The following is a 24,372-nucleotide window of genomic DNA, read 5'->3' as shown; positions in this document are numbered from 1 at the left end:
ACATTTTCCTATCAAGATGATAGCATATTGATACAAAGATAGCCTTACCATTGAAACTCTATTATAATTTTATAATTGGAATTCATTTGAACCAAATAAAGAATCAGAAGAAATATTATGTGGAGGTGCCCCGATGAACCTTGTAATTAGAGAGTTAGAAACAAATGATTTAGATAATCTCCCGGAGATTGATGACAGTTTTATAGTGAATGCTCGGTTAATTCTTTCTCTTTCCAAAGTAAATAGACGCATAGAATATACAGTAGAAGACGTTCCGAGTTATGAAAAAAGTTATTTACAAAATCAATATGATAATGAAGAACTGGCGTACAATGAGTATATAAATAAACCTAATCAAATAATTTACATAGCATTGTTACATAACCAAATCATCGGATTAATAATATTGAAAAAGAATTGGAACCACTATGCTTACATAGAAGATATAACGGTGGATAAAAAATATCGTACACTCGGCGTTGGTAAAAGATTAGTTGATCAAGCAAAGCAGTGGGCAAAAAAAGGCAATATGCCCGGTATCATGCTTGAAACGCAAAACAATAATGTCGCAGCATGTAAATTTTATGAAAAATGTGGATTTGTAATTGGTGGGTTTGATTTTCTTGTTTATAAAGGTTTGGATATTGAAAATGATGAAGTTGCAATTTATTGGTATTTGCATTTCAAATAAAACTGTTTTTAGCATTAAACAAAATCAAAACCCCAATCTCTCTATATTAAAATTGAGAAACTGGGGTTAAGTTACTTAACAATATTTTTCATTTAAAACAAATAACTAATTAATAATCCTGCTGATAATAAGAAGCCGAAAATCGTATTTGTCATCGCTGTTGATTTCATTGCGATGCGCATATACCCAGGATCCTTTGCCCCTTTTTGGAAACTTTGAATCGCAGAAATTGGTTTTCTCAAACCTAGGAACATAACTAATGCCCAAGGGCTTATATAACCCATTAATACAATTACGGCAATCCATAAATACGCAATGAAAAAGGCTACCGCTAGTGTTACTACAGCTTTCTCTCTCCCAAGGAGGATTACTAATGTCTTTCTTCCACCTTTAATATCTTCTTCGATATCTCGGATGTTATTCGACATATTGATTGCACCTACTAAAATTCCAATTGGAATGGAAATCAATACACTTTCAATCGTTACAGTATTCGTTTGAATAAAGAAAGCAATGAGTACAAAACATGTCCCCATTAACAATCCAGAAACTAATTCTCCAAACGGGGTGTACGCAATTGGTAGTGGACCACCTGTATATAAATAGCCAACTGCCATCCCAATTAAACCAATAATCACTAACCACCAACTACTATTCATACAAATATAAATGCCAATAAAAGCTGCTACGACATATAATAAAAGCGCAACTGTTAACACATTTTTTGGCTTCAATCCATGACGGACAATTCCGCCACCGATGCCAACGGATTCAGCGGTATCTAATCCACGTTTGAAATCATAGTACTCATTAAATAAGTTCGTTGCTATTTGCAGCGCTAAACATGCAAGCATCATCGCAATAAATAAAAGCCAATCAATTTTGGCAACATAAAGTGATGCCACTGTCCCTAAAATTACAGGAGAAAACGTCGCCGTTAATGTATGCGGGCGCGTCATCTTCCATATTAATTTAGCGGAACTAATTTCCTTTTCATTCCCCATAACTCTGTTCAATCTCCCTACATTTGAAGTATAAATTACTAGCAGTATCTTTCTATCTATTTCCTGCCACGCATCCATTCATTATAGCAATAAATGATTATCCTTTCTAACAAATCAACTTTTAATAAAGTAAAATTTATAAAATGAAACTTTAATCAGTAGGAGTTTTGTCATCCCCACTGATTATTAGTACATATGGATTGGGCTTTTATGGGCAACCCTCCCATTTAAAATAGGCTAAAAAAGAAATTAAATTACTTCCAAACAACACCTCGCCTCTCATATTCCATTCTGTATTCAACAGCAGCTGCAATTTTAGGACTTGCGAATCTTTCCGTGATCCAAAGTCCCAAATCAACTCCTGAAGTGACCCCTCTTGCAGTGATAACATCGCCTTGATCTACAATTCGGTAATGAAGAAGCTCTGCCCCGTATTCACTCATTTCATCCTGTGCCAAATAGTGCATCGTTGCCTTTCGACCGTTCAATATACCAGAGGCAGCTAATAGCATACCTCCTGTACACACACCAGCAACGATTGTTCCTGCATTGTGCATCTCGCTAATCATTTTAGTCAAAGTTCCAAGCTCTGCTTGCTTTCGTGCCCCATGCTCTGCTTTATGATTCCAGCCACCACCAGGTACAATTAACAAATCTGGACGGTTATCCATTCGTAAAAAATCATGTAATTTAACCGTAACTCCAAACGAAGTAGTGACTTCTTGTTTTTGTTCACTTGAAACGAATTCAATCGTAAATGGAGCCCCTCCTTCTATCGCTCTGTTTAATACTTCAAAAGGTGCAAAGGAGACAAGCTCTCCAAAGCCATCAAACAATACAATTTGTATTTTCATTTTTAGAACACATCCTATGGTTTCTTATTTGAATCCCAAACTAGGAGAATACATGTTATGTACAAATTAATAATGAAGATAGTCTTTCTCCCCTCAATCTATAAACTTCTAAATGTTCTTCTAATTCCCTCTCATCACTTATTACACTTAGCGTTTTCTTCACAAAATTCCAATTCAAACTACCCGATAACCATAACAAGGAAGAAAGTCTCTTATAATCATTTGGTGTTAAAATATTATGGGCCTTATACCCTACTAAAAATGCACTAGCAACACTTGAACATACTTCATGAGACTGTATTCCTTCTGTTTGAGAATACCATTTTATTAAAAAGGCTAGTCCTTCAATGCGGTCTACATATCCAATTGATTCAAAATCTACAATTCCTTTTACCTGTTGATTTGAGTCCCATAAAACATTCAAAGGATTTAAGTCTGTTTGTACGATAAACTCTAATTCACTCGTATATGCGCACTCTATATGATATTTAGCTAGATTTATATATTCCCGTACGTCTTTACATGCGCTAGCCTTACTTTCTAACATATTAATAAACTCAACATACCCATCTAAATGAGATTTCTTTTGAAAAATTGAACTTTGAAATGTACTAGAAATATCATGTATCTTTCTTGCCTTCTTTCCAAACAATTCTGCGATAGATTCTGTGCAGTGTGTAAGATGCTCTCCTTCAATCCAATTAGACAATATAAATCGGTACTGTTCATCATTCCAAGTGACTAATGTAAATGACTCCCCTGACTTATTCTTGTTAATTTGCATAAAAGGCATTCCATGCTCACGTAAATAATACGTAAAGCGTACTTGCTCTTTCAATTGTTCATTTGATAACGCTCCAAAAGCTGGATTGATTATTCGCTTGCTATTCATAAACCGTGCGGAATATCGCTTTCCATTTACCATAATTTTATAGTGTAAATCTGTATGCCAGCTATTTTTATGTAATTCTTCTTCTACCATTAGTGTATGGATTTCTTTAAAATAACTTATTAATACGTCTCTTATTATTTGTTTCATCCTTTTTCCTTTCATCTGAAAAATTTTTATTACACACTACTTTTATGATTACTATCTCGATTACTCTAAAGACCAAAATTTTATTCATTGTTAATGACCAATATTGTTCTATACATATTTAATAGAGGCATACTACTATTCTAACTATATCATTCTCACATAATATTCTGTATTCGTTGAGATAGTTGTTATAAGCCAATGCAATAGTGACTATATATAGAAAAAAGAGCCAATCCCCTATCCAATAGAAGATTGACTCTTTCCTTTATTTACTCCCCTGTTTCAGAAAATCGCTTTATACGTTCTCCAATTTCATCGCGAACACGTTGAAATTCAGACCATTCTTTTCCTGCTGGATCATCAAATCCCCAGTGAATACGATTCACATGCGGCGGAGTAGATGGGCATACAGCATCCGCATGACTACAAAGCGTAACGACTAAATCAGCACTATTTAAAATGTTTGCATCAATTATATCTGATGTTTGATTTGTTATGTCGATATTTACTTCGTTCATTGCTTTAATTGCGTTTGGATTCACTCCGTGTGCTTCGATTCCTGCAGAATATACATTCCACTTATCTCCTAAATATTGTTTGCCCCATGCTTCTGCCATTTGGCTTCTGCATGAATTTCCTGTACATAAGAAATAGATTGTCTTTTTATTTTCCATGTTGTTTTCCGCCTTTGTTTTTAAATTATACTGGTTGGTCATTAAAATATTTACGCTTAAACCAAAAAGCGACGTTTACAAGTGCAATCATGACTGGGACTTCAACTAACGGTCCGATAACAGCTGCGAATGCTGCGCCTGAATGAATACCAAACACACCAACTGCTACAGCAATCGCTAATTCAAAGTTATTACTACCTGCTGTAAATGCTAGCGTTGTTGTTACCGGATAGTTTGCACCAATTTTTCTTCCCATAAAGAAAGAAACAAAAAACATTACAATAAAATAGATTAATAACGGAATCGCTATTCTTACTACATCTAGTGGCACGCTAACAATCATCTCCCCTTTTAAAGAGAACATAATGATGATCGTAAATAGCAATGCAAGTAATGTAAGTGGACTAATTTTCGGTATAAACACCTTTTCGTACCACTGTCTTCCTTTTAACTTAACGAGTACAAAGCGTGTCAACATACCTGCTATAAAAGGAATTCCCAAATAGATAAATACTGATTTTGCTACTTCTATCATTGTAATATCGACAATAGCACCTTCAATCCCTAACCATTCTGGAATTATAGTTACAAATACGTATGCATAAACTGAGAAAAAGAGCATTTGGAATACCGAATTAAAAGCAACTAAACCTGCCGCATACTCTTTATCTCCATCGGCAAGATCGTTCCAAACAATGACCATTGCAATACAACGTGCTAATCCAATCATAATGAGACCAACCATGTATTCTGGTTTATCAGGAAGAAAAATAATTGCTAAAACAAACATAAGTACCGGACCAATAATCCAATTTTGTACTAAAGATAGAACTAACACTTTTACATCTTTAAATACTCGGCCCATTTCCTCATAGCGAACTTTCGCTAACGGTGGATACATCATTATAATTAATCCAACAGCAAGCGGAATAGACGTCGTTCCAACCTGCAATGTATTCAGTCCGTCTACTACACTAGGAAACACAAACCCTAAACCAATCCCAACAGCCATCGCTAGAAAGATCCATAGTGTTAAATATCGGTCTAGAAAAGATAAACGTTTCATTTTATTTCCCATCTCCTATTAACAACAAGAATTTTTAGCTACCTCATTTGAAGTGGTGCAACAAGATGACTCTTCTATTTTGTGAACATCACTATCTGCTTTTGTATAAAAGAACTCCCACTCATTACCATCGGGATCCGTTACCCAAAACTTATCTTGTACTGCATAGCAACAAGTCGTATCCATCTCATCACGCGCAAAGAAACCTTCTTTTTCTAATCGTTCTTTATGTAATATAATTTCTTCAGCTGTATCCACTTGGAAACCAAAGTGATTTACCTGATTTCCCTTCACTTCATCTCGCACGTTCAGCGTGAAATTAAGTCCTGGCGTCTCTAATAAAAATTTTGCATAATCTGTTTTCACTTTAACTGGTGATACACCAAATACCTTTTCATAAAATTCAATAGACTTCTCTAAATTCGTAACGTTTATACCGATGTGAACATATCTCATACCTTATTCCTCCTCTTTATATATCATTAATCAATTTTTTTTGATTAATAAATTAAAATTTTAACAGCAGCTACCTTTTCCTGTTTTTCTAAAGATACAACATAATTCTTCTGATAATAAATTATTTACTTCCGCATCATTTAAATCATAATAACTCCACGTACCTTTTGTTTCTTTTACAATTAAACCTGCATCTAATAAAATCTTTAAATGATAGGACAACTTAGATTGCGTCATTTCAAAAATCTCTGTTAAATCACATACACAAGTCTGGCCTCGCTGGCAAAGTTCATACATAATCTCTAAACGCTTTTGATCCGCTAATGCTTTGAATTTTTTCTCATAGAGCTGAAAATCTTGTGCCATTTTAGTTCCCTCTCCCTTCATCAACTTTTTTTGATATTTATAGTATATACGCTGATTAATTTATTATGCAACTAATTAATCAATTTTTTTGATTTATAAAAACTTCCTCACATCATATCTTTGCTACAACTAAAAAGGGCCATAGCCTTTTCAAAAATAAAAAACTATGGTTCTTTTTACAACTTAATAGTTACAATATTTCCGAGGAATGGAGTCTCTATAACTGTTTTCAATTTTAATTTGACCATTATAGAGTAGTGCCCCATCACCATCAAGCTAAGAAAAACAAATACCCCCAAATGAAAAAAATTGATATAACTCTTCGGCAAATAAAGATAACTCTTGTTTTTGGTGCATATTCATAAAAAGCACGTCACCCTTTCTCATTAACATAAGAGAATAGTAATGTGCTTTTAATTTCAAAAATAGTCTAAATCCTTAAGTTGATGGTTGTGGGGCGGGACCCCAATAAGAACGGTATCTAAGGCTGTATGAGAGGTGTTAGTTCCATTCCAAAGGCCTCAGCCAACGATTAACTCAAGTACCGATTTCGGATGACCCCCATGTGATGAAGTTCGTGTCCTGCTATGCCGTACGCGAGGGCGCGCGCCGTAATGCTTAGGTTGTTGGCTGTGCCCTTGCGGGTCCACGCCTCCGCCGGTAGCCCGCGCAGCAATGTGATCGTTGATTGCCGTACGGCCCGGTAGTCTTCGGCCAATTGCGCGGTTGTCCAACTTCCGAAAGGAGGTATGAACAAGTCCTGATCGAAACCAGTCAGAGGCGTCTGATCCCCTCTTGCGAACCGGAGCAGGCGGTAGGTCATGACGCGTTCTGAGTCTGCAATGTGGCCCACGACTTCTTTCAGCGTCCATTTTCCTTCCGCATACCGATACGCGTACTGGCTTTCGGTCAACGATGCCAGGAGCTCGGTCATTTGCTTTTCCTGGGCGAGCAGAATATCGATGATTTCACCGTCCGGTACCAAACGGATATATTCGCCGGAGTTCCCGGCGTATTCTTCTTCTGACGGTCTTTGATTCATGCGTAGTCACCTCTTTATGTAGATATAGAAAATTATAGCACTCGTCTATGTCTAATAAATTCGCGAAATGATAGAACTTCCCTTCTAATAATTGAGGAGAAGCAACTATTTAGTTGGTCGGTCGCCACACTATCCTGATTCGTTAGCACAATAATCAATGCTAATCAATAATGCATAAAAATTATCTGTTATACAATATTTCGAAGGTATTAATATATAAAGGTAACACCTTCTTTTTTTAATTTAAAGATGAATTTTCAATTATATTTTGAAATGAACCGGAGTAAAATACACTAGTCTAACTACTTTTTTTATACTCTATTAACAAGGCAGTTATAGCATCCTGGTTTAGCGTTAAGAATGTGAATATATTCTACTTCTTTATTATCAAAAATTTCATCTATATTTTCTCTTAAATTTACACCTTCTGTAACCCTTGCTTCTACAATCATTGAGTCAGCATTGTAGCCGCGTACAGATAGATACCTATGATGTAACATATGCGGAATTTCATTTACATCTAGCTTAGCAGTAGTTGCTCCCTTTCGTATAAATATAGGACCACTTGCTTTATAAGGCGAATTAACACTATGATATTGGTAATTCAGTAAAATTACCTCTTCTCCTACCTCTGCATCCTTCAAACTTATCCTGCAAGGATATCCAGGATTTTTATTTGCTATTATTTTGACTGCCCCGATACTTTTTAATACTTCTTCATTCATTAGAAATAGGTTATTAAACTCCTTCTCTTGTAACGCAATGATTTGAAAGTTATTTCTCATATTCTATCCCTCCTTAATTAGTTGTTATAAAGCATTTCACTAATGATGCTACCACTAAAGTTCATAAAACTTGTTCAATAATCCTGCCCGTTTGTTGAGGAGTGAATTAAAAAGCTTACAATTCTATAACAGAGAAAAATGGCTTATTATTGTTCAATACAAAGTTGTTTACTTTTAATCAATCAGTAATGATTTATCGAAAAATACGATGAGTACAAAGCACTCTTGTTAATTCATGCTATCTTTTGTTAAAGAACGTGAATTCAGTCAAGTTCTTGGTTTACGGTATTTCCACTATGGAAAGCACGGAATTGACTCGGTGAAAATCCTGTATTTCTTTTAAATGCATTATAAAAGCTAGATACACTTTGATAGCCTGTTTGATAACCAATCTCTGTACTATTAAAGACCGTTGTCAAGAGCAGTTCCTTTGCTTTCTTAACTCTGATCCTTTCTAGATATATTCGAGGAGTATACCCTGTTCTTTCTTTGAAAATCCGATTTAAATGAAAACGACTAACTCCTACCCTTGATGCAATTTCATTTAAAGACATGTTTTGAACATAATTATTTTTTATCAATCGCATAGTATCTTCCAAAACGCATTCGAACGGGTCGTATATTTTTATATTTAGATCTGATCGGCATCTTTTGCATGGGCGATAGCCTGCCCTTTGAGCTTCGTGCACATTTGAAAAAAAGGATACATTTTCATAATTAGGAACCTTAGACTTGCAAGAAGGCTGGCAGAAAATTCCAGTTGTCTTTACTGCGTAAAAGAATATCCCGTCATACGCTAAATCACATGATACTGTTGCTTTCCACATGGTATCTCTAGAAAGATTATTTTGATCCTTCATTAGATTTTAATCCTCCCTTGTAGGCGAAAATCTTATTACTCAAAATCATATAAATCGCATATATAGCCACGACAATTAACGGAACAAATATATACAATTGAAAAAATGGAATCACCAGCAAACATAAAATGAAAGAGATTAACGATGCCCACCATGCCAGTGTGTTCTTCCTAAATAATTTAACGCCTGCTGCCATTGAAAGAACATAAACTATAATCCCAAGAGAAGTCGGTATAAACAAAATATCATCAAACGTTAGTGACAAAGCTTTTGTCACTAACACACCTGCTACCGAATTGCGTTAGGCTGGCTACAAAAGCATTCGCTGTCCCTGTACAAATAATTAAAGCTAAAACAGCTGTAACGACTTTGGCACCTCCGCCTACTGTATCTCCCATTATAACACCAATAGGAGACAGGTTGCTTTCTTGACTGCCATACGTGGCCGTTCCAATAGTGACAAGGCTTAGCGCTAAAAATAATAATCCAATGACAACTGCACTAATAACTGCTCCTTTGACAATATCTTTTTCTGGCCTTTTAAAGTGCTCAGCCAGATTACAAATCGCCTCCCAACCGAAAAATGCCCAAAAGATAACCGTTATAGCGTTCCCGACAGAAAACCATCCATTTGGAACAAAGGGAGTAAAATTCCCCCATTGTATTCTTGGAAACGCCACAAATACAGCTGACGCTAAAAGGATCAGTAATAAGGAACTTAAAAACACTGCAACTTTACCACTAACATTTACGCCGTAATAATTGGAAACACCTGCAATTACCAAAATAAAGACGGCAATTATAATTGTTTCAAAATGCGAAAATCCAAATGCCTGACTGACGTAAAAAGCACCAGTTAAAGATACAATCGTTTGACCAACTGCTGCTGTTACAAAGTAAAACCACCCAACGATATTGCCAAGATGATATCCAAAAGAATTTCTAACAAAGGTTGCTGCTCCACCGGAATCAGGATATATCCGTGCCAAACTAGCAAAGGAATAAGCAAGCGGAAAACTAATTATAATAACGATAAACCAGGATACAATAGATGCAGGGCCCGCTATTGAGGCCGTTACCCCCGATAAAAAAAGGACACCTGATCCTAGAATAGCTGAAATGTATAACGCAATTCCTTGAAATAATCCAATGGCTTTATTGTTCATAATCTCCCTCCTTTTTATAGCATTTAGTGTACTAGTAAAGGGGGGGAATTCTTCTTGTTTTTTGCGGTTTAATTCGTTTAATAAAACAATCAAAAGCATTTTTATTATATTTCTTCTTCAACAATCTAGCCCAATTGTTGAAGAAAGTAGCCTGTTCCAATAAAGAACTTTATTGTTCAGTAAACAACTTGTCATGAAACCATAAAACGAACCGAAATTTTTCTTAAGAGTAGAAAATTCGGCTCGCTTTATGTTGGAATTTGCTTAGCGTATATTTTCGTTAAAATGTGAGCGGGATCCCATGCCCATCAAGCTAACATTTTATAGTACCCCCAGAACGAAATTTTGTACTATCTTGTAACAAAATGCTCATTTTTTCGTTTTGAGGTATTGGCGTTTCTTAGTCTGATGATGATAGGGGGACCCAAAACAGTACGATTTTCTTTCAAAGACACAACGATCTTACTACACACTTTTTATTTATCCCACACTCTCATCTGCTAGTATTACTATTTTTTATTACTAATGTTGCCGTTTCACTCGGATGGCTAAGAGGAAAATGATGGCCATATGGAACAAAATCAACCTTACCAAGATGTGATGGAGCAGAATAGGCTCTGTCATAATCCCCCCAAATAATGTGAAGATTATACTTTGTTACTTCATTGAAATCACCTTGATCGTTTTTCAGTAGTAAACTGTTAAGCTGAACCGTAGTATTTAAAATTCTAGGAGAAGTAAAACTGTTAATTATTTTTTCAATATAATGTTCAGGGATGCTCTCCATACTTTCAAACAAACCATTACTTAATAAATATCGCCCTATCAAATTAGTAGTTGCCAGTTTTAATGTCCATTTGTTCATAAATTGAGGAACATTTAGCGATTTAGCATTTTTTTTAACAACAGGTGGCTGAAGTAAAGTGATTGAATACTTCTTATCTATGTACTCTTGTACCAACGCTTCCAGAAGAATAAACGCACCGAATGAATGGCCAATTAAATGTGCACCATTAGTAGCTTTCTCCAATAACTTTTTCACTACATTCAAATAGATATCTAGAAGATTTTTCTCTCGTTTAAAAGGAGAACGTCCCAAACCTGGAAGATCCAGGATCCATACAGGTTGACCAGTTTTTTCATGAAGCTCTTGTGCTAAAGGAAATAAGTCCTCTCCATCACTCAATAAACCATGTAATAATATAAACGGTTTACCCTCTCCTTTTAATTGGTAAAGGGTAGTGTTATCGCATAATGTTCGTTTAAATAATTGATTATGTTGGCCATTTTGATACATCATTCGATAATCCAGATCAGCTACTACGGCAGGGAAAAATTTCATTACATTCGTCTCCTTAAACCAATCTCCTCCCATAATTTTTTTCGCTGAAACATTTGAAAATTTTCGTTTTGTAATAAAATTCAGTCCATCAGAAGGAATTTTTGTTATTTTACTTACTCCACTATTCATAATTGCTTTCATAAGTGGCATTGGGACAGAGATTTTTGGTGCCCTCATATTCATACTTTCCGACATAATACTTAATAATTCAGCAATGTTCTGATCGTACTGTTTGTCTTCAACAAGTGTATATGTTTGAATAGTCGGTTGCTCCAATCTGAAAACCTGCACAATAAACTTCGCAAGCTCATCGTTTGAAATAAGTGGTAACCTATATCCCTTACCTCCAGGAATCACTGGCATGAGCCCTCTTCGCATACTCATCACAAGCAAACCTAATCCCGCTATCTGCTCTGTACTCCCTGTTTTACTACTACCGACTACAGTTGGCGGATTAATTACAGAAAGCGGATAACCTACTGCTGCTGCCTGGTGACGGATATAAAGATCTGCTAAAAATTTTGTTCTCTCATATGGATTTTTTATTTTCAAATAATTGTTTCCTTCTTGAAACACATCAATTGCAATCTTGCTATTTTTATCATCAAAGGGACTCATATAACCTACAACATGAATAAATTGTTGCAAGCCCTTCAATTGATGAATACTTTTAGCTAATTCACTAATATGTTTGGCACCATTTAAAAATACGGAAGCTGCCTCTTTACTTGTCGCTTGAATATCCATGGGGCCTCCTGCGTGAATAATCACATCCGTTTTCAATACCCTCTCCTTATCTTCAGCACTTAGACCTAAATCTATTTTCGTCAAATCACCTTCAATAAAGTGCATAACTTCCTTTTTTAAGATGCCTCTTTCTTGAAAAAGGCGTATTGCTTTACTTTTCGACCTCACTAAAAGAAGAATTTTAACATCCTCTTTGGCTAATTCTTTCACTACTTGCTTTCCAATAAAGCCTGTTCCACCAATTAAAAATACTGTTCTCATATAAGATCTCCTTTTTAGTACTAATCAGTACTAATTTGATGTAAAAAAAATGCTTCTTTTATCGAAGCAATTTTAAAAAATGATCTGCTGTTTTCGTGATTACAGTTGCATCCTTCAATGTTTCTGAAATAAATAACGCTCCTTCAAGATTTGTAATAAAAAGTGATGCAACCTCATCAATATTAATCGTATTTCTGAATTCTCCATTCTCTACCCCTTGTTTAAGTAATAGAGAAACTTTCTTTTGTAATCCTGTAAAAAAAAGACCTATTTTTTCTTTTATTTGCGTGGCCTGTTTAGGACTTTGAATATAAAGAGTAATAAATGGACAGCTCCCCTTATACTCTCTCGACTGAACTCCTTGTGATAATTGCTTTAAAAACAGTTGGATACGATCTTCAACTAAAAATTGGTTCTGAGAAAGTATGTCATCAATTGCAGATTGATACATTTCAATCCAATAATCAACGACTCCTTCTAATAATACTTCCTTATTAGAAAAGTGATAATACACATTAGACTTTGAAACTTTGCTTACACGTACTAATTCATCCATACTTGTATAAGCAAACCCTTTTTCTAAAAATAATGTTGCAGCTACTTCAATCACACGTTTTTGATTCATTAATTTTACCTTTGTCATAACTAGAACTATATAGTACTAATTTAAATATTGCAAGTATTTATGTTAATTTTCAAAAAAGTTTGATTAAAAAAGTTCCACTAACATTGATTTTACTGCAAAAAAATCTTATTTTAAATAAAGTTGAACTGAACCCCGAAATCGTTAATTTACTACCGTCTAATAGGGGGTCACCATACATGCCCATCAACTTAAGAAAAAGAAATGCTCCCAAAATGAAAAAATGAGCAGCTTCTCAGAATAACTATCTGTAGAGAAAGAAAATTTTAATTTAGGGAGATATGAAAATATTAGTTTGATGGTGATGCGGCGGTACCCCATATAAAGAAATTTTAAACATCTTAATCTGCCTTTCTTTTATATAAATATGGGAATAACGAAATTACCCCAAGGATAGCTAAACAAGCTCCAATCCATAGCGGAGATACAAAACCATATCCTTTACTGATCCCAAGACCACCTAGTGACGAACCAATAACAATACCTAGCGTAATAAAAGAACTATGAACGGTATTTATCATTATGCCATTACTAGCTGTCTTCATCACCCTCGCAACCATAGCTGGATTCAATGCTACACCAGTTAAACCAATAAAAATCGTAGAAATCACTGCAATGTATTTATTCTCTGCACTTAAAGCAAATAAAGACAACGCTATGATTAATATAATTAGTCCACCCATAAGTATTTTCATTGTAAATTTATCAGCGAACTTGCCAATTATTATATTCCCAATTACCGTCGCACTACCATAGAGAGCAAGTAAATATGGAATACTTGCACTTGAAAACCCTGTAACATTTGTAAAGATAGGAGTGAAATAACTAAATGCTGCAAACGTACCACCAATAATGAACATACTTGTTACGTACGCTGCCCAAAGATGAATATTCTTAAATCGCAGAAGTTCGTCTTTCCAATTTAATTGCTCTTTATTTGAAGATGATGGTAACAACCGTTGAATCATAATCCCTGATACTAACACAAGAATAGAAACAGCCCCAAAACTAATACGCCAGCCAAAATATTGCGAAATAACGGTTGTTATAGGTAAGCCTAATACAGTTGCGAACATTAAACCTGCAAGTACAATTGATGCAGCTTTTCCCCTTGAATCAGAGTGAACCAATGTTGCAGAAAAGGAAATCGCAACTCCAAAAGCTGAAGCTGAAGCAATACCAGTTATAATACGTGAAATCATCATAATATCATAGTTCCAAGCAATAGCTCCGAGCGATTGACCAATTAAAAATACGAACATTAAAAACAATAATGCTTGTTTGCTGCGCATTCGTAAGAGGATTGCAGTTAAAATGGGGCCTCCTATTACCATTGCTCCTGCATAAGCTGAAATTAAATACCCAATAGATGCTACAGAAACCTGGAATGAAAGAGCAAGTTCATTCATCATACCTGCAACCATAAATTCTGATGTAGTCATACAAAAGATTGCTAAAGCTAATAAATAAATAATCGATGGCATAAAAACACTCCTTATTCATTATTGTAATGATCGGTACAGAAATAGTGCAAAAAAAGAGCGCACTAAGCGCCACAAATAGACTCTATTGTTCCTTTGATAACTTGTTCAGACAACATCCGATTTTGCATCGATACATTAAGAACACGGAATCCGTAATAACTGCTTAAAAGCAGACTAGCTAATTCCTCAGCTGATTGCTTCTTTGAAATTTCACCTGTTTGCAATCCTTCCTCCATCACTGTTTCAATAGCTTGTTTAAGAAGTTCAACATGCTTCGAGAAAATTTCTTGTACCATTAAATCGTTGTTAGCACGTTCTATACTGGCATTAATCAATAAACATCCTTTTTGATCCATATTCTCAAAGTCTTCTTTCAATGCCCATTCAAAAAAATTACTTAATCGTTCTTTAACTGGAATTGGAGTATGTAACAATTTCTTTTGTTCCCTAATCCCAATTTCATGGTAGCGTTCTAATACTTGTTTATACAGTTCATGTTTACTACCGAAAGTATTGTATAAACTTCCTTTTCCAAGTCCTGTATCACTGCATAAATCTTGTGTAGAACATCCTTCATATCCTCTTAACCAAAATGTTTTCATTGCAACATCTACAATTGAGGAATAATCAAACTCTCGGGGTCTGCCGCGTTTATTCAATCGTATCCTCCTCTCATTTTAAAGATAACATGAATAGAATACCCCTTTTTGTACCACTCAGTCAATAATTTTGTTTTATTGTTACTGTAAAATTAAATTTGATTATTTTAGATTACGAATAATTAAAAATAGCCCCCTTATTCAATTTGCCTAGCGAAAAAATCACGTTTTAATAGACTTCTTTAGTATGCCTATCTTTCTATAAATTACTAGTTATGAAACAAGGGTCGTTTCATAACTAGTAATTTACTTAATTAGCTTGATGAGTATGGAGTAGTGCCCCTATAAGCAAAACCCTCCAGAAACATCTAAAATCTGTCCAGTTACCCAGCGGCTATCAGAAGAAGCAAGGAATGCTACTGCATCTGCAATATCTTCAACTTGCCCTATTCGTCCGAACACAGATGAATTCATAGCAAAATTTCGTATTTCCGGATCATCTAGCAATTTTACATTGATATCTGTCTTCGTATATCCAGGCATAATTGTATTCACTGTTATACCTCTTTCTCCAAGATGTTTAGCTAGAGGCAGTGTCATCGTATTTAATGCACCTTTACTTAAGCCGTATGCAATGGACCCTGTAAAACCAAGTCGTACTTCAGCTGATGAAATGTTAATCACACGGCCCTCTGCTCGTATTAATGGTAATGTTTGCTGAATTAAAAAGAATGGTGCTTTAATATTCACAGACATAATTTCATCAAAAACTTCTTCTGTCGTATTTTCAATCGTTCCTTGTGTACCTATCCCTGCATTGTTTACTAAAATATCAATCTCTGATGTACCAACTTTTATTTGTAATTCATTCTTTAACTGTTTTACTAGCTTTTTGACACCATCAATTGAATTGAGTTCAGCTTCAATTAAGAACGCTTTTCCTCCATTAGATTCAATCTCACTAATCGTTTCATCTGCAGCTGTTTTATTTCGGCCGTAGTGAATCGCAACTAATGCTCCATCTTTCGCCAATCTCATCGCAATCGCACGGCCAATTCCGCGACTCGCTCCTGTTACTAACGCTACTTTTCCATCAAGATTCTTCATTTTTTCCATCCTTCCTAAATTTCCGTTTGATAAAAACCTATACTTATATTTTCATGTAAACACCAATCATTTTAAATATAGATTTATAGGTAATTTAGTTCGTTCGCTTATGATATTATAGTTACAATTCGTAATTTACTTTAGAAAACAAAAATAAGGAGGCTACACAATGCAAAACGCCGTAAAACTGGATGAAATCGATCATAAAATTATGAACTTGTTGTATGAAAATGCGAGAATTTCTGTTTCAGAAATAGGAAGAATTATATCCATGACGCAACCTGCTGTAAAAGAACGTATTAACAAGCTTGAAGATCAAGGAGTTATAGCGGCTTATCGAACGAAATTTGAGCCTGCAAAAATTAATAAAAACATTCAAGCATTCATCATGTTTAAAACGAGCCAATGCTCTGATTTTATCCAATATTGTAATGCAGCTCCTGAAGTAACAGATTTATTTCGAATTAGTGGGGAATTTAATTATATGATGAAGGTCATGAGCGATTCGATGGATTCCCTCGCTGCATTTTTAGACTCCTTAATGCAGTTTGGCTTATCATCTCCTTTAATAGTATTAAAGAGTGAGTTTGAGGAGAAATTGTCGTTTTGATAAAGGGATACGTATTATCCTCACTAACAGTAAAAGTTTCTCTTTCTTGAGAAAAACCAACAAAATCAATGATTAGTAACCAAAAAAAGAACATTGATTTTCAATGTTCTTTTTTATATCTCTACTTATTAATTAGATTGCTATTCGAAAAAAGCACCTTAATCCCCTTACCCTTGATTCCTCTGCGCCTCTCTAAACTCCTCCTTGACCTTCTCTAACAACCCTTCTTCCGTAATTAATCGATACGCCGTATTTGCTAATGCTTTTGCCGATGTAATTAATGCTTTATCTCCAAGTTCTGAACGTGCTGCTTCTCTAAATTCATTCGTATGTGCAATTAAATCATCTGGTCCGATTTTAATGTACGGATGAATTGTCGGTACAACTTGACTTACGTTTCCTGCGTCGGTTGAACCGATCCCTACTCTTTCTTTACGATTTACATCTTCACCTAATAGTTCTAGTTCTTCCGCTACAATATCGTTATATGTTTTTGTTACGAGTAATTCATCGATTTCATTTTGGAATTGATGGATTTTTACTTTTGCACCTGTTGCTAACGCTGCTCCCTCAGCAATGTTTCTTACTTTTTCTGTTACTTCCGCGCATCTTTTTCGCGTTGCTGCACGGATGAAGAACCTAGCCGCGGCATAGTCAGGAATAATGTTAGGTGCTTTTCCGCCTTCTGTAATGACGCCATGAATTCTCACGTCTGACGGAAGTTGTTGGCGAAGTGCGTTTATACCGTTATAGAGCTGAATAACCGCATCTAATGCATTAATCCCTTCTTCCGGCGAAGCTGCAGCATGAGCTGTTTTTCCGTAAAAATGAAAATCAAGTGGATCGACTGCTAGTGAAGGACTCGTTGTCGCTGTTTTTCCGCTCGGATGAATCATAAGCGCCGCATCAATGTCTTTAAATAAACCTGCCTTTACATAACTTGATTTCGCGCTACCATTTGGCCCGCCTTCTTCTGCTGGTGTACCAAACACAACAACTTCCCCGCCAATTTCTTCAAGCGTTTCTGATAATGCGATTGCTGCTGCAACGCTAATTGTGCCAATTAAATTGTGGCCACACGCATGGCCTAATCCTGGTAAAGCGTCGTACTCCGCTAAAAATGCAATTGCCGGTCCTTGTTTTCCAGAACTTTTTCGCGCGATAAATCCCGTTTCATGTCCAGCTATATTGTGCTGCAACTGAAATCCTGCACTGCCTAGCAATAAACTTAACGTTCTAGATGCATAAAACTCTTGGTTACCAATCTCTGGATTCGCATGAATATCATGACTTGTTTCTATGTACTTTTCCTTATTTCTTTCGATACTCTCTTCAATTGTTTTTCTTTGTGACGTTACTCCTGTCGCTCCCATTGTTCTTCCTCCTTTTATTTTCACATAAAAAAGCCTCTTTCTAAAAGATAGAAAGAGGCTTTTTTATATACAATCAAAATGAGCTTCTTTCTTATCTTTCAAGTTACCTTGCTGGAATTGGCACAGTATTCATAACGAATCCGCTGCCGAGGTATCATAGGGCCAGTCCCTCCACCTCTCGTGATAAGAATTTTCATAAAATTATATTAAATTATTTTTTATTCTAAGTTCATTCCAAGTAAAAGTCAAGGAATTCCTATCCGAATTTACCGAATATCTAAAAATCCTTTTAATACACCAATTGTCTCAGGTGCTTGCAGTCTTGCACATACGTACGGAAATTCCGTACTACCTTCAAACATCATTTGAGATGTAAGCGGTGCGCCTGCCCAGAAGATTTCATCATCAATTACGATAAACGGGAAAGCTTTATTTTGTCTTTGTAACTTTACATTTTTCAGTGGAACTGGTCCGTCACTATAAACTGTTATCTGTGCATTTGTGCGCATTAACGCTTGCCATACTCGCTTATCCACTTGTTTTGTACTTGGAAGTGAAATAATAATTTTTCGTTTTGCGGCTAAAATATCTTTCAATAACCCTTTCGGCTCTTCAAGATTCATTTCCATAAACCAGCGTAATCGTTTCGATATTTTTCGTTCCCACAATTGTCTTGATGTCGTGCGATCATACACATCTCCGTGACGTTCTATATGAGCTGTTAATTGTGACAACGCTTGTTTTCTTGAAAGATTTTTACGCATATAATGGCAATCTGATAATTGAATGAACTTCCCTCTCGCTCTTGTCACTGCTACATTGACGAGGCGATGGTTTTTATGGTCAAAGAATAATACGCCAGGTCGTTCTTGCGGATAACTGTCAACCGTATCAAAGATCATCATATCTCTTTCAGAACCTTGGAACTTATGAACTGTCGCCGCTAAAACTGGTATGTGTTGATATTTCGTTCTCTGCAACATTTCTCTAATACACGTCGATAAAAAGCGTGACTGCGCCCTGTAAGGTGTCACAACACCAATCGACTGAACACCGTCTAACAATCCGATTAACATCATTTGCATCGCTACTAAACCAGACATAATGTTAAAACGTGAACCAGAAGCAGCATCTTTTAACGAAAAAGCTCCCATTTGGCTCGTATCAAATAAAACACTCGCTTCATTTGCGAACGGTTGCAATTGCGCAAGTTCTTTACGCTCTGAAACAGACGGATGATCGTATACTCTATTTTTATAAATAAACGAATTCGTAAACTTCGATATATCCGCATGCATACGTCTTTGTTCCTGCAACATAAATAGGTTTAGGTGTGCTTCTGATTTATTAACAGACTCAACAATCCCAGCATGGTAAAACATATCTTCCCCAAGCCATTTGCGAACGAGTTCATGATTTGCCATCGCAATTGGAGGTAATTGTAAAAAATCACCGCAAACGACGATACGTTTTCCAAGTGAAGCAGCTAATGCGATTTGCGGAACGAACGCCATACTCACTTCATCTACGACAACTAAATCAAATGTACGCTCATAAATTAGCGCATCAATTGCACATTTTGATAGAGTTGCACCAATTACTTTCGCATTTTCAATATACTCTTTTTCTACTTCTTTAATTTTTGCTTTTTGTTTTCGAAGATCACTTTCAATCTCCTGCATACGCTTCTTATCAGAGGCCGTTGCCTTATACGATAAGATTTTTTCACGAAGCTCTTGGCGTGTTTCTTCTAAGTAGAGTCTTTCCTCACCCCATGATCCGTTCGTCGTTTCAACTAACTTAGATGCAAGTAACGTTTCATGATTTCGTATATGTTCATGTTGACTATAACCGTAACGAACAATTTCGCCAGGCGTCCATTTCTTTTTCTTTTCAATTTGCTTCGTTACTTCACTCATTAATACGTCTACTGCCGCGTTACTATGAGCTAACACAAGTACCGATTTTCCTTTTTGATAATGAGCCGAAATAATACGTGATAAATTGTAAGACTTCCCTGTTCCAGGTGGTCCCCATACGTACGTTGTCGGATTGTAAAACGCGCGATATGCCAGTTCATTTTTCGGATTTTTCATCTTCTCAATATGTTTCGGACTGCTCGTCCCATCAACGAGACGCTTTATACGATTACGTTTTAGCTTGTCTTTACGTGCTTCTTTCAATCGCTCTTGCAGTTGCTCTAACAATTGCCACGGTTCACTGTATAAAACCGCTTCTCTTATTTCACCTTGTATATAATCATTTAATTTCAGTTCTATTTCTAATCCATGTACAGATAATACTTCTCCTGTCGCTTCCTCACCATCGAACTCAATTCGAATTGGTGAACCTTCAGGTAAGCTTACTTCCGAAATAAGCTGAAATACATACACTGTATTCTCATAATCTGTATATAAAAAACGACCGTTCATGATAGAAATTTTACTACCACCTATCGTTTTCCAATGTTTAATTTCATATGCTAATGCATAATGCCACTCTTTCATCGTTTCTGATAATGAAGGAGTTTGAGTAGTTGTGTTCATCGTATAATCTCCTTCCTTCTCCCCAAACATACTTTCTCACTATACCATATAACACGCTAAAATTTGTAAGGTTTTTATCTTGCTTATTTTCTTAATTTTCAATAATATATTGTATATAATTTTCAGAAAGAAGGAATCTACATGCCAGTTAGAAGAATTGAACACGTAGGACTTATGGTTGCAAACTTAGAAGCATCTATCTCATTTTATGAAGAAGTAGTCGGCTTACAGCTCCTTAAACGTATGGGGCACCCGAACCCAGACTTAAAACTCGCTTTTTTAGGTGTGGAAGAATCGAAGGAAACGATACTCGAACTCATTGAAGGTTATAACTCTTCTCTTCCGGCAGAAGGAAAAGTACATCACATTTGCTTTAAGGTAGATTCATTAGAGGATGAAATTGAAAGAATACAAAAACACGGCGTAACCTTTTTACTAGGAGAAGAAATCGAAACATTACCAGATGGAACACGTTACATATTCTTCGCTGGTCCTGATGGGGAGTGGATTGAGTTTTTTGAGACGGAGAGATAAAGGGAAACTTTAATCATTTAGGGGTTCTTCATCCCCAAATGATTATCAGCCCTCACCAATCGGGAATTTACGGGCAGTTGATCCCCGCCTAACTTCTTTTCTTTCGCTGAATTTTGAAGTGGGATCTTACTGCCCGGCAAATAGCGGGGTAAAGTGAAACTTTAGTCAGCCCACAATAAACGGGATAATAACTTTATGATTCACATAAGGAGTAGAAACTGATGAATACAGTTTTTATTATCGTTTTTTGGGTACTTATACTATCTCCACTTCTTAATATAATCCTGATAAAGAAGTAGAATATAATTCCCATTTAATTCCATTCTATATATATATGGTTTTGATGTCTGTAGTAAAAAATTCAAATCATACTTACTGTCATAATACCCCATCATCAAAGTCATTACAGCTCCATGAGTGCCTAATACTACTTCCTGTCCTCGATAGGTGTTTAATAATTCTTTTAAGACTTTTATAGCACGTTTCTGACAGTCGACATTAGACTCTCCTCACGTTAAAGCAAATTCGGGGTCTAAGTTAGGGTTTTTACTTCCAAAAATATCTTAGCGTATAAGGGGATAGGAAACGATTCCCGGTATTAGGGGCCACTCTGGGATGTGATTACAAATAAAAAAGAACTTTATTCAAGTCCCTTTAATCTACGATAAAGATCGACCTAACTTACACATGTAATTTGTCATATTTGTTTAAAAATCAAATATATATTCTCTACACTACCCAGTTATCAGTAGTTCATGTATTTAAAAATCTCAAAAGGTCCTTTTAGATTTTCTGAAGAGACTTTTTACTTAAATAAAGTATAATAAAAGCCGTAGGAGTTTAATGCCTACAACTTTGTAAAAGGATCTTGATTCACTATAAAATATCCTCTATAGGTTTATTCTTAAAATTTACTTTTAACTTGATGTTGATGTGACGTAACCTTAAATATTTAGAAATTTAAAAAGCCCCCTAATATTGTTAAAGGGGCTTTACTCATACGAATGATAATTTTTATAAATAATTGCTAAATCGTGAATTTACATAAATGCTTTTAGAAGCTCTTGAACTAATGGGATTGCTCCACCTATAAATTTTAAAACTGCCATTGCGATTTCCATATTATTTCCTCCTCTTTTGTTAGTACTGGGATGTGATTAAACTTTATACCCTCATTATAGTAAACGCTTACATTTTTAACAATACATTTCTGTATGCAATATTGCATATTTATACGTTTTGACAATATTTGACCTCTATTAGCCATTCTTTAATGGTACCATAACGAAGTGAGAGTCTTTAAGGGTTCTCCTTAACAGGAGGAAATATGGAAAAAGTTCAAGATATTTACAGCAATATAAAATTTAAGAGTTGGTTTAAACAAGTATTAGCTGTAGGAGGAATATTAGGATTCTGCTACTTGGTGTTATATGGTTTCTGTTTTTTAGTTGATATGTAAATATTATACAGCTATACTAGTGGAGTCTTGCCTAAAGAGGTAAGACTCTTTTATTGTACTTGAGATGAACAAACTACATACAATAGTTTTCAGGTTCTTCAGATTTCTCTATATGGTTCCTTGTTCCTCTATGTTCTAGACCCACTATTTCCTATCATTGAAAATAAATAAACTTCCGTTTATATTGAAAATACAATTTTATTGATGAAAAATGTCTTTTTACTAGATACATATTAAAAAGAAAAGTATAAGTTGTATTCCATTTCGGTACAATCTTTTTATCTTTGAAAAGGACTTAAATCTTATTAATAGATTTGAGTCTTTTTTTGTATACGTCCATTTCTATATAAGCATATAAATATAATATATTAAAAATAATTTAAATGCAAGAATGCTTGTAGAGGAACCGCCAGCACTTCGAAAAAAAACAAGCTAAACCAAAAAATACAATAAGCTGCCCATATGGACAGCTTAAATAATTCCCGTTTATCAATGTTTCCAATAATTCTTTAATATCTTCATAGAATATAGGCCAGCCTTGCATTAAGATATTATATATATTTCTTACTACAAATATGAACGGTATTATCCTTGTTGCAGTTTTAATTTTAATCAAGTCTATTGTAATTACACAGATTGAAATATCTATTCAATTTCAAAAATAGTAAAGGAAATGTATATAAAAAGATCACTTGTCTTAGAAACAAGTGATCTTTTCATTAGATAAACTACAACTTGCTAACAGCAGGTAATTGTTATCCTATTCATATGTTCAATAGATATTATAATACATTTTTTAGTTATATAGACGGAATTGTTTCTAATGAAATGAGACCAAAAATATTTCAAAAGGTAGCATTAATTATTTAGTGCTTTAAAAATGCAATTTTGAACCTTTCGAAGCACTAAATCAGGTAGATTTTAATAAACTTCAAACTTTGTCTGCATCTGGATCTCACAATTGAGTCTCAGTAATTAATGCTGTCAACATAACAAAAGAGTCCTGATTGAAACAAACTCTTTTATGAGTTTTTACAAGAGTAAATTTTTAAGCACATAATTACATTTCTATTATTTATTTTACCACTTGTACAGATGCTGGTTTCCACCCCTGATTCTCTACCCAATCAATATTAACCTTATATTTTTTATTACTTTGTTTATCTCGTACATTACCGTAGGCTTTATTATTACCATTATTTCCAATAAAATCAAAAATCAATTGGCTCTCTGGAACATCAACAGCATAAGAGATTGCTTTTTTCATCTCACTCCAATCTACTGTTCCTTCTTTAAATTTCATATCAGGTTTTGCTCCTTGCTCTGTACCAATTGGCTTCCATGAAGGATTAGTTTGAGGATCCTTTTCTTGAGATACCGTTTTTTCTTCCTCTTTATTTTCATTTCCGTTCGTTTTTACCGATTTTTCTACTTTTTGTTTCCCTTCTAACTGTGCTGCTTCTTTATTTTCACTTTTCTTTTCTTCTATCTTTGTTGCTTCTTTATCTTCAGTTTTCTTCTCTTCTATCTTTGCTGTTTCTTTATCTTCAGTTTTCTTCTCTTCTATCTTTGCTGTTTCTTTATCTTCAGTTTTCTTCTCTTCTATCTTTGCTGTTTCTTTATCTTCAGTTTTCTTCTCTTCTATCTTTGCTGTTTCTTTATCT

General features: G+C 35.1%; 22 protein-coding genes, 3 pseudogenes and 1 riboswitch. Of the genes and pseudogenes, 4 read left to right on the top strand and 21 right to left on the bottom strand.

The window, feature by feature from the left end:
- The first annotated feature begins 133 nt into the window (after nucleotides 1–133).
- Complete coding sequence (satA, locus tag ACO6VI_RS15970; protein ID WP_088020626.1) at nucleotides 134–691, top strand: streptothricin N-acetyltransferase SatA; 558 nt, start codon at nucleotides 134–136, stop codon at nucleotides 689–691.
- A gap of 92 nt (nucleotides 692–783) precedes the next feature.
- On the opposite strand, the gene menA is transcribed toward satA, so the two are convergent.
- The 16 genes and pseudogenes from menA to ACO6VI_RS15890 form a co-directional block, all read right to left on the bottom strand.
- Nucleotides 784–1,695, bottom strand: a complete 912-nt coding sequence (gene menA / locus ACO6VI_RS15965) for a 1,4-dihydroxy-2-naphthoate polyprenyltransferase (protein ID WP_088020625.1) — start codon at nucleotides 1,693–1,695, stop codon at nucleotides 784–786.
- 254 nt (nucleotides 1,696–1,949) lie between these two features.
- Nucleotides 1,950–2,549, bottom strand: a complete 600-nt coding sequence (locus tag ACO6VI_RS15960) for a DJ-1/PfpI family protein (protein WP_063547858.1) — start codon at nucleotides 2,547–2,549, stop codon at nucleotides 1,950–1,952.
- A gap of 55 nt (nucleotides 2,550–2,604) precedes the next feature.
- On the bottom strand, nucleotides 2,605–3,588 hold the full coding sequence (locus ACO6VI_RS15955; protein ID WP_063547859.1) for a phosphotransferase: 984 nt from the start codon (nucleotides 3,586–3,588) through the stop codon (nucleotides 2,605–2,607).
- Between the two features lie 269 nt (nucleotides 3,589–3,857).
- Nucleotides 3,858–4,262, bottom strand: a complete 405-nt coding sequence (gene arsC, locus ACO6VI_RS15950) for an arsenate reductase (thioredoxin) (protein WP_023522410.1) — start codon at nucleotides 4,260–4,262, stop codon at nucleotides 3,858–3,860.
- A 25-nt stretch (nucleotides 4,263–4,287) separates the two neighbouring features.
- Entirely contained in the window at nucleotides 4,288–5,328 is a 1,041-nt protein-coding gene (gene arsB, locus ACO6VI_RS15945; RefSeq protein ID WP_023522411.1) for an ACR3 family arsenite efflux transporter, read from the bottom strand.
- Nucleotides 5,329–5,346: 18 nt separating this feature from the next.
- A complete protein-coding gene (locus tag ACO6VI_RS15940) occupies nucleotides 5,347–5,784 on the bottom strand; it encodes an ArsI/CadI family heavy metal resistance metalloenzyme (protein ID WP_023522412.1) in 438 nt (145 codons plus the stop codon).
- A 60-nt stretch (nucleotides 5,785–5,844) separates the two neighbouring features.
- Nucleotides 5,845–6,150, bottom strand: coding sequence for an arsenical resistance operon transcriptional regulator ArsR (gene arsR, locus ACO6VI_RS15935; protein ID WP_000046014.1), 306 nt, complete (start codon nucleotides 6,148–6,150; stop codon nucleotides 5,845–5,847).
- 532 nt (nucleotides 6,151–6,682) lie between these two features.
- Nucleotides 6,683–7,192, bottom strand: a complete 510-nt coding sequence (locus ACO6VI_RS15930; protein WP_063547861.1) for a DinB family protein — start codon at nucleotides 7,190–7,192, stop codon at nucleotides 6,683–6,685.
- Nucleotides 7,193–7,503: 311 nt separating this feature from the next.
- Nucleotides 7,504–7,977 (bottom strand): DUF1203 domain-containing protein, encoded by a 474-nt coding sequence (locus tag ACO6VI_RS15925; RefSeq protein ID WP_063547862.1) that lies wholly within the window; start codon nucleotides 7,975–7,977, stop codon nucleotides 7,504–7,506.
- Nucleotides 7,978–8,240: 263 nt separating this feature from the next.
- The gene (locus ACO6VI_RS15920) at nucleotides 8,241–8,837 is read right to left on the bottom strand and encodes a bifunctional transcriptional activator/DNA repair enzyme AdaA (protein WP_063547863.1); all 597 of its coding nucleotides are present in this window, start codon (nucleotides 8,835–8,837) and stop codon (nucleotides 8,241–8,243) included.
- Nucleotides 8,821–10,003, bottom strand: a pseudogene (locus ACO6VI_RS15915) (APC family permease). The gene ACO6VI_RS15920 and the pseudogene ACO6VI_RS15915 overlap by 17 nt, the downstream one beginning before the upstream one ends.
- A 493-nt stretch (nucleotides 10,004–10,496) precedes the next feature.
- Nucleotides 10,497–12,353, bottom strand: coding sequence for an alpha/beta fold hydrolase (locus ACO6VI_RS15910; protein ID WP_088020624.1), 1,857 nt, complete (start codon nucleotides 12,351–12,353; stop codon nucleotides 10,497–10,499).
- 58 nt (nucleotides 12,354–12,411) lie between these two features.
- Nucleotides 12,412–12,978, bottom strand: coding sequence for a TetR/AcrR family transcriptional regulator (locus tag ACO6VI_RS15905; protein WP_001072312.1), 567 nt, complete (start codon nucleotides 12,976–12,978; stop codon nucleotides 12,412–12,414).
- Between the two features lie 359 nt (nucleotides 12,979–13,337).
- Nucleotides 13,338–14,480 carry an MFS transporter gene (locus ACO6VI_RS15900; protein ID WP_088020623.1) on the bottom strand — a complete coding sequence of 381 codons (1,143 nt, stop codon included), beginning with the start codon at nucleotides 14,478–14,480 and terminating at the stop codon, nucleotides 13,338–13,340.
- A gap of 62 nt (nucleotides 14,481–14,542) precedes the next feature.
- Nucleotides 14,543–15,139: a TetR/AcrR family transcriptional regulator gene (locus tag ACO6VI_RS15895; protein WP_063547868.1), complete on the bottom strand. Its 597-nt coding sequence runs from the start codon at nucleotides 15,137–15,139 to the stop codon at nucleotides 14,543–14,545.
- Nucleotides 15,140–15,421: 282 nt separating this feature from the next.
- Complete coding sequence (locus ACO6VI_RS15890) at nucleotides 15,422–16,186, bottom strand: SDR family oxidoreductase (RefSeq protein ID WP_063547870.1); 765 nt, start codon at nucleotides 16,184–16,186, stop codon at nucleotides 15,422–15,424.
- 169 nt (nucleotides 16,187–16,355) lie between these two features.
- On the opposite strand from ACO6VI_RS15890, the gene ACO6VI_RS15885 reads away from it, so the two are divergent.
- A complete protein-coding gene (locus ACO6VI_RS15885; protein WP_001178563.1) occupies nucleotides 16,356–16,796 on the top strand; it encodes an Lrp/AsnC family transcriptional regulator in 441 nt (146 codons plus the stop codon).
- 167 nt (nucleotides 16,797–16,963) lie between these two features.
- On the opposite strand, the gene ACO6VI_RS15880 is transcribed toward ACO6VI_RS15885, so the two are convergent.
- Nucleotides 16,964–18,169: a M20 family metallopeptidase gene (locus ACO6VI_RS15880; protein WP_000501367.1), complete on the bottom strand. Its 1,206-nt coding sequence runs from the start codon at nucleotides 18,167–18,169 to the stop codon at nucleotides 16,964–16,966.
- Nucleotides 18,170–18,257: 88 nt separating this feature from the next.
- Nucleotides 18,258–18,359, bottom strand: a riboswitch (SAM riboswitch).
- 76 nt (nucleotides 18,360–18,435) lie between these two features.
- The gene (locus tag ACO6VI_RS15875; RefSeq protein ID WP_063547874.1) at nucleotides 18,436–20,745 is read right to left on the bottom strand and encodes an AAA domain-containing protein; all 2,310 of its coding nucleotides are present in this window, start codon (nucleotides 20,743–20,745) and stop codon (nucleotides 18,436–18,438) included.
- 111 nt (nucleotides 20,746–20,856) lie between these two features.
- Between ACO6VI_RS15875 and ACO6VI_RS15870 the strand changes: the two genes are divergently transcribed.
- Complete coding sequence (locus tag ACO6VI_RS15870) at nucleotides 20,857–21,249, top strand: VOC family protein (RefSeq protein ID WP_001145268.1); 393 nt, start codon at nucleotides 20,857–20,859, stop codon at nucleotides 21,247–21,249.
- Between the two features lie 260 nt (nucleotides 21,250–21,509).
- Here ACO6VI_RS15870 and ACO6VI_RS15865 read toward each other — a convergent pair.
- Nucleotides 21,510–21,797: pseudogene (locus ACO6VI_RS15865) on the bottom strand (histidine phosphatase family protein); the annotation flags it as partial.
- 492 nt (nucleotides 21,798–22,289) lie between these two features.
- A pseudogene (locus tag ACO6VI_RS15860) lies at nucleotides 22,290–22,477 on the bottom strand (hypothetical protein).
- 99 nt (nucleotides 22,478–22,576) lie between these two features.
- Between ACO6VI_RS15860 and ACO6VI_RS15855 the strand changes: the two are divergent.
- Nucleotides 22,577–22,708 carry a hypothetical protein gene (locus ACO6VI_RS15855; protein WP_000416932.1) on the top strand — a complete coding sequence of 44 codons (132 nt, stop codon included), beginning with the start codon at nucleotides 22,577–22,579 and terminating at the stop codon, nucleotides 22,706–22,708.
- Between the two features lie 1,075 nt (nucleotides 22,709–23,783).
- On the opposite strand, the gene ACO6VI_RS15850 is transcribed toward ACO6VI_RS15855, so the two are convergent.
- On the bottom strand, nucleotides 23,784–24,372 hold a 589-nt coding region (locus tag ACO6VI_RS15850; RefSeq protein ID WP_422423626.1), incomplete at its 5' end, for a DUF1510 family protein.

This window comes from Bacillus sp. PSXD-155 (genome assembly GCF_049310765.1).
In the GTDB taxonomy this organism is placed as follows: Bacteria; Bacillota; Bacilli; order Bacillales; family Bacillaceae_G; genus Bacillus_A; species Bacillus_A cereus.
Note: the sequence above shows the minus strand (reverse complement) of the source record. Positions and strands in the feature narration are given on the sequence as shown.

Coding starts and splice junctions, on each gene's coding strand:
- ACO6VI_RS15880 (WP_000501367.1), bottom strand. CDS start 18,169: ATGGGAGCGACAGGAGTAACGTCACAAAGAAAAACAATTGAAGAGAGT.
- ACO6VI_RS15875 (WP_063547874.1), bottom strand. CDS start 20,745: ATGTTTGGGGAGAAGGAAGGAGATTATACGATGAACACAACTACTCAA.
- ACO6VI_RS15870 (WP_001145268.1), top strand. CDS start 20,857: ATGCCAGTTAGAAGAATTGAACACGTAGGACTTATGGTTGCAAACTTA.
- ACO6VI_RS15920 (WP_063547863.1), bottom strand. CDS start 8,837: ATGAAGGATCAAAATAATCTTTCTAGAGATACCATGTGGAAAGCAACA.
- ACO6VI_RS15930 (WP_063547861.1), bottom strand. CDS start 7,192: ATGAATCAAAGACCGTCAGAAGAAGAATACGCCGGGAACTCCGGCGAA.
- ACO6VI_RS15890 (WP_063547870.1), bottom strand. CDS start 16,186: ATGAAGAATCTTGATGGAAAAGTAGCGTTAGTAACAGGAGCGAGTCGC.
- ACO6VI_RS15910 (WP_088020624.1), bottom strand. CDS start 12,353: ATGAGAACAGTATTTTTAATTGGTGGAACAGGCTTTATTGGAAAGCAA.
- arsC (WP_023522410.1), bottom strand. CDS start 4,262: ATGGAAAATAAAAAGACAATCTATTTCTTATGTACAGGAAATTCATGC.
- arsR (WP_000046014.1), bottom strand. CDS start 6,150: ATGGCACAAGATTTTCAGCTCTATGAGAAAAAATTCAAAGCATTAGCG.
- ACO6VI_RS15905 (WP_001072312.1), bottom strand. CDS start 12,978: ATGAATCAAAAACGTGTGATTGAAGTAGCTGCAACATTATTTTTAGAA.
- ACO6VI_RS15940 (WP_023522412.1), bottom strand. CDS start 5,784: ATGAGATATGTTCACATCGGTATAAACGTTACGAATTTAGAGAAGTCT.
- ACO6VI_RS15855 (WP_000416932.1), top strand. CDS start 22,577: ATGGAAAAAGTTCAAGATATTTACAGCAATATAAAATTTAAGAGTTGG.
- arsB (WP_023522411.1), bottom strand. CDS start 5,328: ATGAAACGTTTATCTTTTCTAGACCGATATTTAACACTATGGATCTTT.
- satA (WP_088020626.1), top strand. CDS start 134: ATGAACCTTGTAATTAGAGAGTTAGAAACAAATGATTTAGATAATCTC.
- ACO6VI_RS15900 (WP_088020623.1), bottom strand. CDS start 14,480: ATGCCATCGATTATTTATTTATTAGCTTTAGCAATCTTTTGTATGACT.
- ACO6VI_RS15925 (WP_063547862.1), bottom strand. CDS start 7,977: ATGAGAAATAACTTTCAAATCATTGCGTTACAAGAGAAGGAGTTTAAT.
- menA (WP_088020625.1), bottom strand. CDS start 1,695: ATGGGGAATGAAAAGGAAATTAGTTCCGCTAAATTAATATGGAAGATG.
- ACO6VI_RS15960 (WP_063547858.1), bottom strand. CDS start 2,549: ATGAAAATACAAATTGTATTGTTTGATGGCTTTGGAGAGCTTGTCTCC.
- ACO6VI_RS15885 (WP_001178563.1), top strand. CDS start 16,356: ATGCAAAACGCCGTAAAACTGGATGAAATCGATCATAAAATTATGAAC.
- ACO6VI_RS15955 (WP_063547859.1), bottom strand. CDS start 3,588: ATGAAACAAATAATAAGAGACGTATTAATAAGTTATTTTAAAGAAATC.